Annotated in this window: 15 protein-coding genes; 7 read left to right on the plus strand and 8 right to left on the minus strand. The window is 67.8% G+C overall.

All coding sequences use genetic code 11. The features are described 5' to 3' along the window. Positions 1-7 precede the first annotated feature (7 nt). Positions 8-1297 (plus strand): aspartate aminotransferase family protein, encoded by a 1290-nt coding sequence (locus ABD235_RS39570; RefSeq protein ID WP_344183796.1) that lies wholly within the window; start codon positions 8-10, stop codon positions 1295-1297. Here the strand turns inward: ABD235_RS39570 and ABD235_RS39575 are convergent. Together ABD235_RS39575 and ABD235_RS39580 are read right to left on the minus strand one after the other, a co-directional pair. Further along, a complete protein-coding gene (locus ABD235_RS39575; RefSeq protein ID WP_344183798.1) occupies positions 1294-2178 on the minus strand; it encodes an aminoglycoside phosphotransferase family protein in 885 nt (294 codons plus the stop codon). The two genes, ABD235_RS39570 and ABD235_RS39575, sit on opposite strands and share 4 nt — an antisense overlap. Before the next feature lie 43 nt (positions 2179-2221). Beyond that, positions 2222-4009: a sigma-54-dependent Fis family transcriptional regulator gene (locus ABD235_RS39580; RefSeq protein ID WP_344183799.1), complete on the minus strand. Its 1788-nt coding sequence runs from the start codon at positions 4007-4009 to the stop codon at positions 2222-2224. 155 nt (positions 4010-4164) lie between these two features. Here ABD235_RS39580 and ABD235_RS39585 point away from each other — a divergent pair, with 155 nt between their 5' ends. From ABD235_RS39585 to groL, 6 genes are all read left to right on the plus strand, one after another. Then, on the plus strand, positions 4165-5811 hold the full coding sequence (locus ABD235_RS39585; protein ID WP_344183800.1) for a ferritin family protein: 1647 nt from the start codon (positions 4165-4167) through the stop codon (positions 5809-5811). A gap of 82 nt (positions 5812-5893) precedes the next feature. Further along, positions 5894-6916, plus strand: coding sequence for an FAD-binding oxidoreductase (locus ABD235_RS39590; RefSeq protein ID WP_344183801.1), 1023 nt, complete (start codon positions 5894-5896; stop codon positions 6914-6916). A 9-nt stretch (positions 6917-6925) separates the two neighbouring features. Continuing rightward, entirely contained in the window at positions 6926-8038 is a 1113-nt protein-coding gene (locus tag ABD235_RS39595; protein WP_344183802.1) for an aromatic/alkene monooxygenase hydroxylase subunit beta, read from the plus strand. Further along, positions 8035-8391: a propane 2-monooxygenase effector subunit MimD gene (gene mimD / locus ABD235_RS39600; protein ID WP_344183803.1), complete on the plus strand. Its 357-nt coding sequence runs from the start codon at positions 8035-8037 to the stop codon at positions 8389-8391. Before ABD235_RS39595 ends, mimD begins: the two co-directional genes overlap by 4 nt. A gap of 56 nt (positions 8392-8447) precedes the next feature. Continuing rightward, positions 8448-9482: an amidohydrolase family protein gene (locus ABD235_RS39605; protein ID WP_344183804.1), complete on the plus strand. Its 1035-nt coding sequence runs from the start codon at positions 8448-8450 to the stop codon at positions 9480-9482. A gap of 15 nt (positions 9483-9497) precedes the next feature. After that, positions 9498-11147, plus strand: coding sequence for a chaperonin GroEL (gene groL, locus ABD235_RS39610; RefSeq protein ID WP_344183805.1), 1650 nt, complete (start codon positions 9498-9500; stop codon positions 11145-11147). A 93-nt stretch (positions 11148-11240) separates the two neighbouring features. Here the strand turns inward: groL and ABD235_RS39615 are convergent, their stop codons facing one another. From ABD235_RS39615 to ABD235_RS39640, 6 genes are all read right to left on the minus strand, one after another. After that, positions 11241-11654: a hypothetical protein gene (locus ABD235_RS39615; RefSeq protein ID WP_344183806.1), complete on the minus strand. Its 414-nt coding sequence runs from the start codon at positions 11652-11654 to the stop codon at positions 11241-11243. After that, positions 11651-12085, minus strand: a complete 435-nt coding sequence (locus ABD235_RS39620) for a hypothetical protein (RefSeq protein WP_344183807.1) — start codon at positions 12083-12085, stop codon at positions 11651-11653. The genes ABD235_RS39615 and ABD235_RS39620 overlap by 4 nt, the downstream gene beginning before the upstream one ends. A gap of 140 nt (positions 12086-12225) precedes the next feature. Continuing rightward, on the minus strand, positions 12226-13134 hold the full coding sequence (locus ABD235_RS39625; protein ID WP_344183808.1) for an amino acid ABC transporter permease: 909 nt from the start codon (positions 13132-13134) through the stop codon (positions 12226-12228). Then, a complete protein-coding gene (locus ABD235_RS39630) occupies positions 13131-13820 on the minus strand; it encodes an amino acid ABC transporter permease (protein ID WP_344183809.1) in 690 nt (229 codons plus the stop codon). Before ABD235_RS39630 ends, ABD235_RS39625 begins: the two co-directional genes overlap by 4 nt. A gap of 80 nt (positions 13821-13900) precedes the next feature. Next, the gene (locus tag ABD235_RS39635; RefSeq protein ID WP_344183810.1) at positions 13901-14743 is read right to left on the minus strand and encodes a glutamate ABC transporter substrate-binding protein; all 843 of its coding nucleotides are present in this window, start codon (positions 14741-14743) and stop codon (positions 13901-13903) included. Between the two features lie 50 nt (positions 14744-14793). After that, the gene (locus ABD235_RS39640; protein ID WP_344183872.1) at positions 14794-15522 is read right to left on the minus strand and encodes an amino acid ABC transporter ATP-binding protein; all 729 of its coding nucleotides are present in this window, start codon (positions 15520-15522) and stop codon (positions 14794-14796) included. Between the last annotated feature and the right edge of the window lie 147 nt (positions 15523-15669).

Here is a 15669-nt window from a genome sequence, read left to right on the forward strand (position 1 = left end):
CTAAGACATGACACATGCGGAGCTGTGGGAGCGTCACAAGGCCGTCATGCCGGACTGGCTGGCCTTGTACTACGAGGAGCCGATCGAGATCGTCCAGGGGTCCGGCCGCCGGGTCACCGACGGGGAGGGCAAGGAGTACCTCGACTTCTTCGCCGGCATCCTGACCAACGCGATCGGCTACGACATCGCCGAGATCTCCGACGCCGTCCGCGAGCAGCTCAGCAGCGGCGTCGCGCACACCTCCACCGTGTACCTGATCCGCCGGCAGATCGAGCTGGCCGAGAAGATCGCCGAGCTGTCCGGCATCCCGGACGCGAAGGTGTTCTTCACCAACTCCGGCACCGAGGCGAACGAGGCCGCGCTGCTGTTCGCGACCCAGAAGCGCCGGTCGAACCAGGTGCTCGCGATGCGCAACTCGTACCACGGCCGCGGCTTCGGCACGGTCGCGATCACCGGCAACCGCGGCTGGTCGGCGAGCAGCCTGTCGCCGGTCAACGTCCAGTACCTGCAGGGCGCGTACCGCTACCGCAGCCCGTTCCGCGACCTGCCGGACGCCGACTACGTGAAGGCGTGCGTCGACGACCTGCGCGAGGTGATCGCGACCACGACCGCCGGGGACGTCGCCTGCCTGATCGTCGAGCCGATCCAGGGCGTCGGCGGATTCTCCTCGCCGCCGGACGGCCTGTACGCCGCGTTCAAGGAGGTCCTCGACGAGTACGGGATCCTGCTGATCTCCGACGAGGTGCAGACCGGGTGGGGCCGGACCGGCGAGCACTTCTGGGGCATCCAGGCGCACGACGTCGTACCGGACGCGATGACGTTCGCGAAGGGGCTCGGCAACGGGTTCGCGATCGGCGGTGTCGTCGCGACGCCCGCGCTGATGGACAGCCTGAGCGCGAACTCGCTGTCGACCTTCGGCGGCAACCCGATCTCGACCAGCGCCGCGAAGGCGACGATCGAGTACCTGCTCGACCACGACCTGCAGGCCAACGCCGCCAAGCGCGGCGCGCAGCTGGCCGACGGGCTGCGGGGGATCGCGGACGAGTTCCCCGAGCTCGGCGACGTCCGCGGCAAGGGCCTGATGCTGGCGGCCGAGATCGTCAAGCCCGGCGACAACGCGCCCGACGCGGCGACCACGGCCAAGCTCCAGCAGGAGGCGAAGAACCGCGGCCTGCTCGTCGGGAAGGGCGGGCTCTACGGCAACGTCCTCCGGATGGCCCCGCCGATGACGCTGACCGAGCCGGAGACCACGGAAGCGATCGAGATCCTCCGGGAGTCCTTCAACACTCTTCGTTAAAGAGAAAGCTGGTGGTCGGCGAGCACCTCGTCGATCACCAGCCGGTTGGCCTCTTCGTCGCGGCCGTCGGCGAGCACGATCAGCGCCTTCCACAGCGCCCAGCCGCGCGCCCGCGCCCACGTACCCGCATCAGCATCGACCGTACGCCGGAACGCCTCGCGACTGGACCCGGAAAACATCGTCCACGCGATCACCAGATCACACGCCGGGTCCCCGACCCCGGACGTGCCGAAGTCGATCACCGCCGACAGCTTCCCGTCCCGCACCAGAAGGTTGCCGGAGGCAATGTCTCCGTGGAACCACACCGGCGGCCCCTCGAAGCGACTGGCCAGCGCGGCCTCCCACACCGCCGTAGCGGCCTCGACATCGACCTGACCCACGAGGACCCGCAGCGCCTCACGCGTCTCCGAGTCGTAGTACGCAGGCGGCCCACCCCGGTGGAAGTTGTGCCCACCCGGCACCGGCCCACCCGTTGCGTCGCACGCCTGCAGCGCGAGCAGGAACTCCCCAACCGAAACCGCGAAGGCCGTCAGGTCAGAGATCCGCTCGAGGGACGAGGTCTCCCCGTCGATCCACCGCCGCACGGACCAGTGGAAGGGATACCCCTCGCCCGGCACACCTCTGCTCAGCACCTCCGGCACCGGCACCGGCAAAGACGGCGCGAGCCGGGGAATCCACTCGTTCTCCTTGCCGACCGCATCCGCGTACGCCGCCGCGCTCGGCAGCCGGACCGTCATCGAGGAGCCCAGCCGGTACGTCCGGTTGTCCCACCCGTCCACCTTCACCGGCTCGACCGGCAGCTCGGCCCACTGCGGGAACTGCGCCTTCACCAGCCGCCGCACCAGCCCCACGTCGATCCCGCCGCGTCCATCAGTAGCCATCCGGAAAGTCTCCCGGCGACCCCGAACACCGCGCAACGCGATTTCAGATCGTCAGCACGATCCCGTAGTCGCGGATCTTGCGGTAGATGGTCGCCCGCGACATTCCCAGATCGCTCGCGGCCTTGTCCTTGTTGCCGCGATGGATGACCAGCGCCTTGACCACGGCGTCCCGCTCCAGCGACTCCAACTGGGTGAGCCGGCGACGCGTGGTCGCGCGGCACTCACCCGGCAGGTCGTCGAGCTGAATCGTCCCGGACCGCCGGTGCTGAGCCACCCGCAGCAGCACCCGTCGCAGCTGCTCCACGTTCCCCAGCCACGGCAGCCGCATCAGCTGGGCCAGCGCGGACGACGAGATGCTCAGCTGGTTGCCCCGGTTGAGCCGGCCGAGCAGGTGGGGGACCAGCTTGTGCATGTCCTCCAGGTGATGCCGCAGCGGCGGCACCTCGATGGTGTGCGCGAAGTGCGGCAGCAGTTGCGCGTCGACGGCCGGATTGCGGGGTTCGCTCCGCATGGTCAGCGCCACCCAGACACCACTGCGCTCGTCGGCGTACTCCAGCAGCAGGTCGGACAGCCCGTTGACCGTCTCCGCGTCGAGCAGATGCGCACGCCGTACGACGAGAGACCCTGCTCCGGCCGCCAGCTCCTCGGCGATCGTGTCCAGCCAGGCCGGCCCGGCCTCCGACGCGTCCATCACCCGGAAGTGCCCGGAGCCGTTGCGCAGCTGGTTCACCGAGCGCAGCAGCGCGATCTTGCCGACGCCGGCCTCGCCCTCCAGCACCACCCACGAGCCGCTCTGCCGAGAGCTGTCCACCGCGTGACAGACCCGCTGCCAGGTCGCACTGGTACCAGCCAGCCCAGGCATCACCGGTACGACGCTGGGCGAGGCGCCGGTCGACGAGTCCAGACCGGACTGCACCTGAATCCGCAGTACGCCGCCGGCCAGCTCGGCACCGCTGAACGCCGGCTTGTAGTCCATCCTGGCGACTAGACCGCTCGGCAGGTCGGTCACCAGCGTCACCGGGGACGACTCCCCAGCGGCATCGGCCGAGCGAGCCAGCAGCGCCGCCTGGTCGGCCGGGTCGAACCGCTGCTGCGCCTGGGCGTTCATCATCACCAGGTCCTTGCTCAGCGCGAGCACGCCGCTGCCCGGGTGCTGACAGGCCGCCAGGTAGTCCCGGAACAGCGCCAGCTCCCGCGCACCGGCCCGGGCCAGCACCTGCTGCTCGATCTTCTGCGCGGTCGAGCGGGCGCAGTACATCAGCAGAGCGTTCGAGTGGGACACCGACGACGTCAGGTCCAGTACGCCGAGCAGCGCGCCCGTGATCGGGTGGTGGATCGGTGCGCCCGCGCAGGCGAAGCCGCCGAGCCGGCCGGTGAAGTGCTCGCTGCCGGTCACCATCGTCGGGATGCCGGCCTCCAGCGTCGTACCGATCCCGTTGGTGCCGACCTGCTCCTCGGTGTAGCTGAAGCCGGGTGACAGGTAGGCGCGATCCAGCTCGCGGACCAGCGATTGATCGGCGCAAGTGCGCTGCAGCACCAGTCCGTGCGCGTCGGTGAGGATGATGCTCACCGATTCGTTGGCCAGCTCCTCGGCCAGCGCGGCCAGCACCGGCGCCGCGCTGAGCGCCAGCGCCGACGGCTCCTCGATCGGGCCGTGATAGGTCGGGTCGAGGTGGTCGGTGTCCACGCGCAGCCGCGACGACCGGACCCAGGAGGCCTGGATCGGTTCACGGACCAGCGGGTCGAAGTCACCGGAGGACAGGAACAGGTCCCGCGCCTGGCGCAGGACCAGGCCGCTGCCGGGCGAGTTGGCGGTACGACGGTCGTCCACTGGCGGCGCCTCTCGTCTTCGGCTTGCACCCAATCTACGGCCGGCTGCCTCCACCGTCCGTCTCAGATTGAGACAAGCGCAAGGCCTCGGACGGTGTCCGATGGGCACCACGGCGCCCTCGGCGTCGTACCTGACCCTGACCGAGGAGGCAGACCGTGAGCAGGCAGAGTCTGAGCAAGGCCCATGCCAAGATCACCGAACTGTCCTGGGAGCCGACCTTCGCCACTCCCGCGACACGCTTCGGGACCGACTACAGCTTCGACAAAGCTCCGAAGAAGGACCCGCTCAAGCAGATCATGCGGTCCTACTTCCCGATGGAGGAGGAGAAGGACAACCGCGTCTTCGGCGCCATGGACGGCGCGATCCGCGGCAACATGTTCCGCCAGGTCCAGCAGCGCTGGATGGAGTGGCAGAAGCTGTTCCTGTCCATCATCCCGTTCCCCGAGATCTCCGCGGCCCGGGCGATGCCGATGGCGATCGACGCCGTCCCGAACCCGGAGATCCACAACGGGCTCGCGGTGCAGATGATCGACGAGGTCCGGCACTCGACGATCCAGATGAACCTGAAGAAGCTGTACATGAACCACTACATCGACCCGGCCGGGTTCGACATCACCGAGAAGGCGTTCGCGAACAACTACGCGGGCACCATCGGCCGGCAGTTCGGCGAGGGGTTCATCACCGGTGACGCGATCACCGCGGCCAACATCTACCTCACGGTGGTGGCCGAGACCGCGTTCACCAACACGCTGTTCGTCGCGATGCCGGACGAGGCCGCGGCCAACGGCGACTACCTGCTGCCGACGGTGTTCCACTCGGTGCAGTCGGACGAGTCGCGGCACATCAGCAACGGGTACTCGATCCTGCTGATGGCGCTGGCCGACGAGGACAACCGCCAGCTGCTCGAGCGCGACCTGCGCTACGCCTGGTGGAACAACCACTGCGTCGTCGACGCCGCGATCGGCACGTTCATCGAGTACGGCACCAAGGACCGCCGCAAGGACCGCGACTCCTACGCCGAGATGTGGCGGCGCTGGATCTACGACGACTACTACCGCAGCTACCTGATCCCGCTGGAGAAGTACGGCCTGAAGATCCCGCACGACCTGGTCGAGGAGGCCTGGAACCGGATCTACAACAAGGGCTACGTGCACGAGGTGGCGCAGTTCTTCGCCACCGGCTGGCCGGTGAACTACTGGCGGATCGACCCGATGACCGACGAGGACTTCGAGTGGTTCGAGTTCAAGTACCCGGGTTGGTACGACAAGTACGGCAAGTGGTGGGAGAACTACAACCGGCTGCGCTACCCGGGCCGGAACAAGCCGATCGCGTTCGAGAACGTCGACTACGAGTACCCGCACCGGTGCTGGACCTGCATGGTCCCGGCGCTGATCCGCGAGGACATGGTCACCGAGAAGGTCGACGGCCAGTGGCGCACGTACTGTTCCGAGACCTGCGCCTGGACCGACATCAAGGCGTTCCGGCCCGAGTACGAGGGCCGGCCGACGCCGAACATGGGCCGGCTGACCGGGCACCGCGAGTGGGAGACGCTGCACCACAACCGGGACCTGGCCGACATCATCTCCGACCTCGGCTACGTGCGTGACGACGGCAAGACGCTGATCCCGCAGCCGCACCTGGACCTGGACGACCCCAAGAAGCTCTGGACCCTGGACGACGTCCGCGGGATCAACTTCGCCAGCCCGAACATCCTGCTCAACGAGATGTCCGACACCGACCGCGAGGCCCACCTCGCGGCGTACACGGCCGGTGGACCCGCGGGCCGTCCCGCCAAGGTCTGACCCACCCCCAGGCAGATCGGTGGCGGCGAACCCTGGCACCACTCGCCGCCACCGGTCGCCCGAGCCCGAACAGGAGTCGTCGATGGGTGACAAGCACGTCGTACGGTTCGAGCCGGTCGACCTCGAGATGGAGGTCGACTCCGACGAGACCGTCCTGAACGCCGCCTTCCGGCAGGGCATCGCGCTGATGCACGGCTGCAAGGAGGGCCAGTGCGCCGCCTGCAAGTCGTTCCTGCTGGACGGCGACGTGCAGATGGACCGGTACTCGACGTTCGCACTGGCCGAGTACGAGAGCGACGAGGGCTACATCCTGCTCTGCAAGTCGCACGCCTACTCCGACCTGACCGTCGAGCTGATCAACTACGACGAGGAGGAACTGCGCAACGCCGTACCGCTGCAGCACCTACGGACCACGATCGCCGCGATCGAGCCGGTCACGCACGACATCGTCTCGCTGCGGCTCGACCTGGTCGAGCCCGAGGGTTTCACCTTCAAACCCGGCCAGTACGCCGACATCGCGATCCCGGGCCACGACGCGCACCGGTCGTTCTCGATGGCCAACCTGCCGGACCAGCCGCTGGAGTTCCTGATCAAGAAGTACCCCGGTGGGCACTTCTCCGGGCTGCTCGACGGCAAGCTGAAGGTCGGCGACGCTCTCGAGCTGGACGGCCCGTACGGGACGTTCACGCTGAAGAAGTCCTCGGACCGCCCGATCGTCTGCATCGGTGGGGGAGCGGGGATGGCCCCGATCCTGTCGCTGCTGCGGCACGCGGTGCGGGACGGGATCGACCGGCCGATCCGGTTCTACTACGGCGCCCGGACCGCGAACGACCTGTTCTACCTCGACCGGATCGAGGCGCTCGGTGCCCAGCTCGGCGACTTCGCGTTCGTCGGCTGCCTGTCCGAGAGCTGGCCGGACGACTGGGAGCACACCGGCTTCGTCACGGAGGTGGTGCAACGGCTGGAGCCAGGGCTGGCCGGCTGCGACGCCTACCTGTGCGGGCCGCCGCCGATGGTCGACGCGGCGATCGACCTGCTCGACCTGGCCGGCGTACCGCGGGAGCACATCCACTACGACAAGTTCACCACCTCGGTGGCCGAGTAGGAGACGGACATGACACAGACCAGCCCGGATACCAAGAAGGAACGTAGTTTCCCGCACCCGGAGTTCACCGACTCCGAGGCCGGCGCGCTCACGTTCCCGAGCTCCACCAGCCGCAGCTACAACTACTACAAGCCGGCCAAGGCGCGGGCGACGACGTACGAGGACGTGACCTTCGACGTGCAGCCCGATCCCGAGCGGCACCTGTCGCAGGGCTGGATCTACGGCTTCGCGAACACGCCGGGCGGTTACCCGCAGGACTGGACCCGGCTGGTCTCGTCGGACTGGCACCAGTTCCGCGACCCCAACGAGGAGTGGGAGAAGACGATCTACCGCAACAACGCGGCGATCGTCCGGCAGATCTCGCTCAGCCTGGAGAACGCCAAGCGGGCCAAGGCGTACAGCCACTGGAACCCGGCCTGGACGCGCTTCATCGAGCGCAACCTCGGGGCCTGGATGCACGCCGAGAACGGGCTGGGCATGCACGTGTTCACCGCCGCCCAGCGGTCCGCGCCGACGAACATGATCAACAACGCGATGGCCGTCAACGCGGCGCACAAGCTGCGCTTCGCCCAGGATCTCGCGCTGTTCAACCTCGACCTGGCCGAGTCCGACATCGACTTCGACGGCAAGGTGCACCGCGAGGTCTGGCAGTCCGACCCGGTCTGGCAGGGCGTCCGCGAGAACGCCGAGCGGCTGACCGCGATCGGTGACTGGGGCGAGGCGCTGTTCGCCACCAACGTGGTGTTCGAGTCGCTGGTCGGGGTGCTGTTCCGGTCCGACCTGCTGATGCAGATCTCGGCCCGCAACGGCGACTACATCACCCCGACGATCGTCGGCGCCGGCGAGAACGACTACAGCCGCGACCTCGGGTACAGCCGGGCGCTGTTCTCGATGCTGACCCGCGACGCGAAGCACGGCGACGCGAACAAGGCCGTGCTCGGCGAGTGGCTGTCGGTCTGGGTGCCGCAGAGCCTGCACGCCGCCCACGAGCTGCAGCCGATCTGGTCGCAGCCGAACGAGAAGGTGGTCACCTTCGCCGACTCGCTGGCCGCCGCCAAGGACAGCTTCCGCAGCGTCCTGTCCGACCTCGACCTCGAGATCCCGAAGGAGCTGGACCAGTGACCACCCACAAGGAGTTCGGGGCCGTCGACCGCACCTTCTCCAACATGTGCGGCGTGACCTTGATGAACAACCAGAACGGCTACGTGGTCGCAGACATCATGGGCCGCAAGGACAACGTGACGATCACCGAGTACCCGTCGATGATCCGGGTCGACGGGGTCGGCTCGATCACCTTCGACTTCGCCGAGATCTCCGACGCGCTCGGCGCCGACTTCGACCAGTCCGACTTCGAGGAGATCATGTCCACCCACTACGGGCGGATGGTCCACTTCGACGACAAGACGATGCTCTTCTCCAGCCCGGAGGAAGCCGCCGAGTACATCGACTTCGACCTCGTCGAGGTCTCCAGCTGATCAGCCTGGGCCCCGGTCCGCCGGGGCCCAGCTGCTGCCTGCCAGGGAGGCACACCGTGTACGAGCACAACGGCGAGAAGTACTACGTGGTCGACAGCCACGTGCACTTCTGGAACGGCCGGCCGGAGAACAACCGCAACCGGTACGGCGAAGGCTTCACCGCCTGCTTCTACGACTACCACCGCAACCTGTCGCCGGCGGAGTACGTCTGGACGCCGGAGAAGTTCGGCGCCTACTCCGAGGCCGACCTGCTGCACGACCTGTTCGAGATCGGGTACGTCGACCAGGCGATCTTCCAGCCGACGTACCTGACCGACTTCTACGTCGACGGGTTCAACACCACCGAGCGCGACGGCGCGGTGATGGAGAACAACCCGGGCAAGTTCATCACCAACGGCGCCTGGGACCCGCGCGACGGCGCCGAGGGCCTGGACAAGCTGGAGGAGCTGCACGCCCGCTGGAACCTGCGCGGCGTGAAGCTCTACACCGCGGAGTGGAAGGGCGACTCCAAGGGCTGGAAGCTGTCGGACCCGTCCGCCGAGCCGTACCTGCGCAAGTGCGTCGAGCTCGGCATCACCAACATCCACGTGCACAAGGGCCCCACGATCTACCCGCTGAACCGGGACGCCTTCGACGTGCAGGACATCGACTACGCGGCGTCGATGTTCCCCGAGCTGAACTTCATCGTCGAGCACGTCGGCCTGCCCCGGCTCGAGGACTTCTGCTGGATCGCGACCCAGGAGCCCAACGTGTACGGCGGTCTGGCGGTCGCGATGCCGTTCATGCACAGCCGGCCGCGGTACTTCGCGCAGATCATCGGCGAGCTCCTGTACTGGATCGGCGAGGACCGGATCACCTTCGCCAGCGACTACGCGATCTGGCAGCCCAAGTGGCTGGTCGAGCAGTTCGTGGACTTCCAGATCCCCGAGGACATGCAGTCCGAGTACGGCGTGCTGACTCCGGACGTGAAGCGCAAGATCCTCGGGCTGAACGCGGCCAAGCTCTACGACCTCGACGTCCCCGCCGAGCTGCGGATCGTTGCCGACGACACCGACAAGCCGATCGGCTCCGCGCCGGTCCAGGTCGCCTGACCGAAAGGATCCATCATGGCCAAGGACCTCCGCTTCTCCACCGACGCGCGGCAGCTGCTCGAGCAGGGCGTGAACGCGCTCGCCGACGCGGTCAAGGTGACGCTCGGCCCGAAGGGGCGCAACGCCGTCCTGGAGAAGCTCACCGGACCGCCGACCATCACCAACGACGGCGTGACGATCGCGCGCGAGATCCAGCTGCGCAACCCGTTCGCCAACATGGGCGCGCAGCTGGTCAAGGAAGTCGCGATGAAGACCAACGGCGTGGCCGGTGACGGCACGACGACCGCGACCGTGCTGGCCCAGGCGCTGGTGCGCGAAGGGCTGCGCGCCGTCGACGAGGGCGCCAACCCGATGCAGCTGCGGCGCGGGATCGAGGAAGCCGTCGCGGTTGTCGTCCGCACGCTGCTCGAGCGGACGTCGGAGATCGGCGGCGACACCGACCTGCTGTACGTCGCGACGCTGTCGGCCAACGACGACCCGGAGATCGGCTCGGTGATCTCGCAGGCGATGAGCCGGGTCGGCAAGACCGGCGTGGTCACCGTCGAGGAGTCGCCGGCGTACGGGCTGAGCCTGAACGTCGTCGACGGCATCGAGTTCGACCACGGCTTCATCTCGCCGTACATGGTGACCGACAAGGAGCGGATGGAGACGGTGTTCGAGGACCCGTTCATCCTGCTGACGAACCGGAAGATCAGCCAGTTGCAGGACCTGATGCCGACGCTGGAGGCGGTGACCCGGTCGGGGCGGCCCCTGGTGATCCTGGCCGAGAACGTCGAGGGCCCGGCGCTGCAGATGCTGGTGAGCAACAACGTGCACGACACGTTCCGGTCGGTGGTCGTCCGGGCCCCGGGGTTCGGGCACCGGCGGGTCGCCGAGCTGGAGGACCTGGCCGCCGTACTGGGTGGACGGGTGGTCAGCGAGGACTCCGGGGTGAACCTGCACTCGGTGACGACGGCGGACCTCGGCAGCTGCCACCGGATCACGATCACCGAGAACGGTACGACGATGGTCGGCGGCGCCGGCGCGGCGGACCTGGTCGAGGCGCGGCTGCACCAGCTGGAGAAGGAGCTGGACCGCACCGAGAACGAGCACGACCAGGACAACCTGAAGCTGCGGATCGCGCGGCTGGCCGGCCGGGTCGCGGTGATCCACGTCGGCGCGGCCACGGGGGTCGAGCTGAAGGAGAAGCAGCACCGCGTCGAGGACTCGCTGTCGGCCACACGGGCCGCGCTCGAGGAAGGCGTGATCGCCGGCGGTGGCTCCGCGCTGACCCAGGCCCGGGACTCCCTCGACAAGCTCGAGCTCACCGGCGACGCCCTGGCCGGGCGCGAGATCGTCCGCCAGTCGCTGGCCGAACCGCTGCGCTGGATCGCCATCAACGCCGGGTACGACGGCGACGAGGTCGTGAAGACCGTCGCGGAGCTGCCGGTCGGTCAGGGCTTCAACGCCCTCACCGGCGAGTACGGCGACATGTTCGACTTCGGCGTGATGGACCCGGTCAAGATCACCCGCTCGGCGCTGGAGAGCGCGGCCTCCATCGCCGCCCTGCTCATCACCACCGAGACCGCCATCGTCGAGGAGGTGCTCGGCAACCCCGGCGCCATCATGGCTCCCGGCTTAGGCGACCTCGCCGAAGGCATGGTCCGCCCGTCCAACATCTACTGACCCGGATGACCCAACTGGCTCGCCCGCCCCCGAACCCTCCCGGGGGCGGGCGCCCGTGTCGCGGCGGTGAGCGCCCGTCCCGAAGGGAGAGACCTACCTGGTGCAGCTCTTGCAGGGGAACCAGCCGAGCTCCTCGCGGTAGCTGTTCTCCCAGGTGTCGCCGGCCTTGTAGGTGACCTTGGCCCAGACGTAGTTGCCGCGCTTGTCGTTGGGCTTGGGCATGGACGGTACGTCGACGCCCAGCCAGTGCTCGCGGACGCCGGGGATCTTGCCGCCGCTGCCGACCGCCCACCACTCGCCGTTGACGTAGACGTCGATCCGCCAGCTGTCCGCTCTGGCCTCGCAGTGCGCCAGCACGTTGACCCTACCGCGCTGGCCGCCGCCGGCCGGAGTGAAGTTGGCGTCCATGTCCCAGCAGAAGTCCATCGTCGGCGTGGCCGCCGCGCCGGGAACGAAACCGGCCAGCAGCACCACACTTCCGGCCAGCGCCAGCAGCGTTCGCTTCATCGGGCTCCTCGGCTCGGCGACGTGATCGGGAAGCAGTCGTAGGTGCGCTGGGAGCCGAGCGGATCCTCCCGCGGTCCGTAGACCGTGGCCTGCGCGTCGACGCAGGCGGTCTCCCGCGGGTTGGGTGGAGTGGACGGGATCGTCACCACCTTCGAGTACGAGTTCGCGAGCGTCGTCCCGAAGTGCGCGAAGTAGGTCTTCTTGGTGGTTCGGTTGTAGACGTCGACGTCGTAGGCCTTGGTGTACTTCCAGTCGCACGACATCGTGATGGTGATCTTCCACCAGCCGCCGGTCTGGTCGTGGTCGAACTCCTTCGCGACCACCGGTACGGCGCAGGTGTCCCTGGCCGGGGCCGCCTGCGCGGCCGTGGTCGTTGCCGGAAGCATCAGTACGCCGATCGCCGCGACCGCGGCGAGTCGAGACAGTCTCATCTTCGTGCCTTTCGCTTCAGGAGCATGGTCACTGAGAGCGAGTGTAGCGATGCGGAGAGTCATCGCGCCCGAGTTGGTTGCCGACGGCAAAAAGCGAGGGCACCGGGGTGATCCCGGTGCCCTCGCTGAGGCCGGTCAGGTCAGAGCGAGCCGGTGCCCGCGGAGCTGGCGCTGGCCGCCGCGTTGGCGGCCGCGGCCTGGTCGATCTGGTCCGGGGCGATCGGGCCGCCGGCCGAGCGGCCGCGGCGGCGGGTGCGCTGCTCGATCCGGGTGGCCAGGGCGCCGAGCAGGTAGTTGATCAGGATGAAGATCGCGGCGACCACGATGAACGCCGGGATCAGGTTGCTCTTGTAGTTGCCGATCTGCTCGGCTTTCCGGAGCAGTTCCTCGTAGGTGATGATGTAGCCGAGCGCGGTGTCCTTCAGGACGACGACCAGCTGGCCGACGATCGCGGGGAACATCGCGGTGACCGCCTGCGGCAGCAGCACCAGGCGCATCGTCTTGCCGGTGGTGAGACCGACCGCGAGCGCGGCCTCGTTCTGGCCCTTGGGCAGCGAGTGCACGCCGGAGCGGACCAGTTCGGCCACGACCGAGCCGTTGTAGAGGGTCAGGCCGGTGACGACCGCGGCCAGCGCGAGCCGGTCCGGTGGGAAGGTCTCGTAGAAGGCGAACAGCGCGTAGGCGAACAGCATCATCAGCAGCACCGGTACGGCGCGGAAGAACTCCACGACCACGCTGCAGGGCCAGCGGATCCAGGCCGCGGCGGACAGCCGGCCGACACCGAGCAGGCCGCCCAGCGTCAGCGCCAGCACCACGGAGATCGCCGCCGCGGTGAGCGTGCCGATCAGGCCGGGGATCAGGTACTCGGTCCAGATCTCGGCGGTCAGGAACGGCTTCCACTTCGCGGCGGTGAGCTGGTCCTTCTCCGCGAGCTTGTCGATCACGAACCACAGGACCAGCAGCATCGCGACGATGCTGACCACACCGACCAGCCGGTACGTCCGCTTGGCCCGCGGGCCCGGGGCGTCGAACAGAACTCCGGCGCTCATCGCTTCACCGCCAGGCGCTTGGACATCGAGGTGAACAGGACTCCGACCGGCAGCGTCAGGATGACGAAGCCGACGGCGAAGATGCCGAACACCACGAAGATCACGTCCGGCCGGTTCTCCATCATCACCTTCATCACCGCCGAAGCCTCGGTCACGCCGATCACGGACGCGACCGTCGTGTTCTTGGTCAGGGCGATCAGCACGTTGCCCAGCGGCGCGACGGCGCCGCGGAAGGCCTGTGGCAGGACGACGTGGCGCAGGGTCTTCAGGAACGGCAGGCCGATCGCCCGGGCCGCTTCGGCCTGCCCGAGCGGCACCGTGTTCACGCCGCTGCGGATCGCCTCGGCCACGAAGGCCGCGTGGTAGACCGACAGGCCGAGCACGGCGAGCCGGAAGTTGTTGTCGTCGATCGAGGTCGGCGAGTTCTGGTCGGCCAGCGAGAGGCCCAGCTGCAGGAACAGGCCGAGGTTGCAGAACACGATCACCAAGGTCAGCGGCGTGTTACGGACGATGTTGACGTACGCCGTACCGATCAGCTGCAGCACGCGGACCGGGGAGACCCGCATCACCGCGACGACCGTACCGATGACGAGGGCGAACAGGGCCGACAGCAACGTCAGGTAGATCGTCTGCTTGAACGCCTGCAGACCGTCGTAGGTGTTGAAGAACTCGGAGATCGCATCCATGGTGCTCCAGCAAGAGGTGAGGGCCCGGACCCGTCGGTGGGGAGGAACCTCCGCAGGTCCCTCCCCACCGGGGTGTCAGGTCAGGCGCAGGTGTCGAAGGCCTTCGGCGGGTTGGTCGCCGGGTCGAGCTTCAGGCCGGACGGACCGACGTTCTTGTCGATCGCCTTCTGCCACTCGCCGGAGTCGACCATCTTCTTCAGGGCGTCGTTGACCTTGGTGCAGGTCTCGGTGTCGCCCTTCTTCAGGCCGACGCCGTAGCGCTCGGTCGAGAAGGTCTTGCCGACCACCTTGAACTTGCCCTGGTTGGCGGCCTGCGAGGCGAAACCGGCCAGGATGGTGTTGTCGGTGGTGACCGCGTCGATCGCGGGGCCGGCCAGCGCCTCCACGCACTTGGAGTACGTGTCGTACTTCTGCAGCTGGACGGTCTTGGCGAACTTGTCGGCGACCTTCTGGGCCGACGTCGAGCCGGTCACCGAGCACAGCTTCTTGCCGTTCAGCGAGTCCGGACCGGTGATGTCGGTGTTGTCGGCCTTGACCAGCAGGTCCTGACCGGCGACCAGGTACGGGCCGGCGAAGGAGACCTTCTCCTTGCGGGCGTCGGTGATCGAGTACGAGGCGAAGATCATCTTCACCTGGCCGTTGGCCAGCAGCGTCTCGCGCTGGGCCGACGGGGCCTCCTTGAACTCGATCTTGTCCTCGGCGAAGCCCATCTCCTTGGCCACGTACTTGGCCACGTCGACGTCGATGCCGGTGTAGTTCGAGCCTTCCTTCAGGCCGATGCCGGGCTGGTCGTACTTGATGCCGATGGTGATCTTGTCACCGCTCGACCCGGAGCCACCGGCGCCCGAGTCGTCACCGCAGGCGGTGAGGCTGGTCGCGGCCAGGACCGTGATGCCGAGGGCAGCGATGATCCGCTGTCGCATGGTGGTTCTCCTCCAGTGTTTCGGTACTGCTCGGAAACTGCGGGCGGCGGTCAGTGGGTGAGGATCTTGGACAAGAAGTCCTGGGCCCGCTTGGTCTGCGGATCGGTGAAGAACCGCTCCGGCTCGGCCTCCTCGACGATCTGACCGTCGGCCATGAAGACGACCCGGTCGGCCGCCTTCCGGGCGAAGCCCATCTCGTGGGTGACCACGACCATCGTCATGTTCTGCTTGGCGAGCCCGACCATCACGTCGAGAACCTCGTTGATCATCTCCGGGTCCAGCGCCGAGGTGGGCTCGTCGAACAGCATCACCTTCGGGTCCATCGCCAGCGCGCGGGCGATCGCCACCCGCTGCTGCTGGCCACCGGACAGCTGGGCCGGGTACTTGTCGGCCTGCGCGGAGACGCCGACCCGCTCGAGCAGGGCGCGGGCGCTCTGGTCGGCCTCCGCCCTCGACAGGCCGCGGACCTTGGTCGGTCCGAGCGTGACGTTCTGCAGGATCGTCTTGTGGGCGAACAGGTTGAACGACTGGAACACCATGCCGACGTCGGCGCGCAGCCGCGCCAGGGCCTTGCCCTCGCTGGGCAGCGGCTGACCGTCGAGGGTGATGCTGCCGGTGTCGATCGGCTCCAGGCGGTTGATCGCGCGGCACAGCGTCGACTTCCCGGACCCCGACGGGCCGATCACGACGACGACCTCGCCCTTGCCGATCGACAGGTTGATGTCTTTCAGCACGTGCAGGTCACCGAAGTGTTTGTTGACGCCGGTGAGCGCGACCAGCTCGGTCTTCACCGGAGCGGCGTTCGCCGAGGTGACGGAATCGTTCATGGCGTGAACCTAGCCGAGGCAAGGGTTGCCTCGCACGGCCCCCCGATTCCGCGGAGGTAACGATCTGCGACCATGAGCGCGGACCGTGACGGTTCGGTC

Origin of the sequence: Kribbella lupini (genome assembly GCF_039529595.1) — a bacterium.
In the GTDB taxonomy this organism is placed as follows: Bacteria; Actinomycetota; Actinomycetes; order Propionibacteriales; family Kribbellaceae; genus Kribbella; species Kribbella lupini.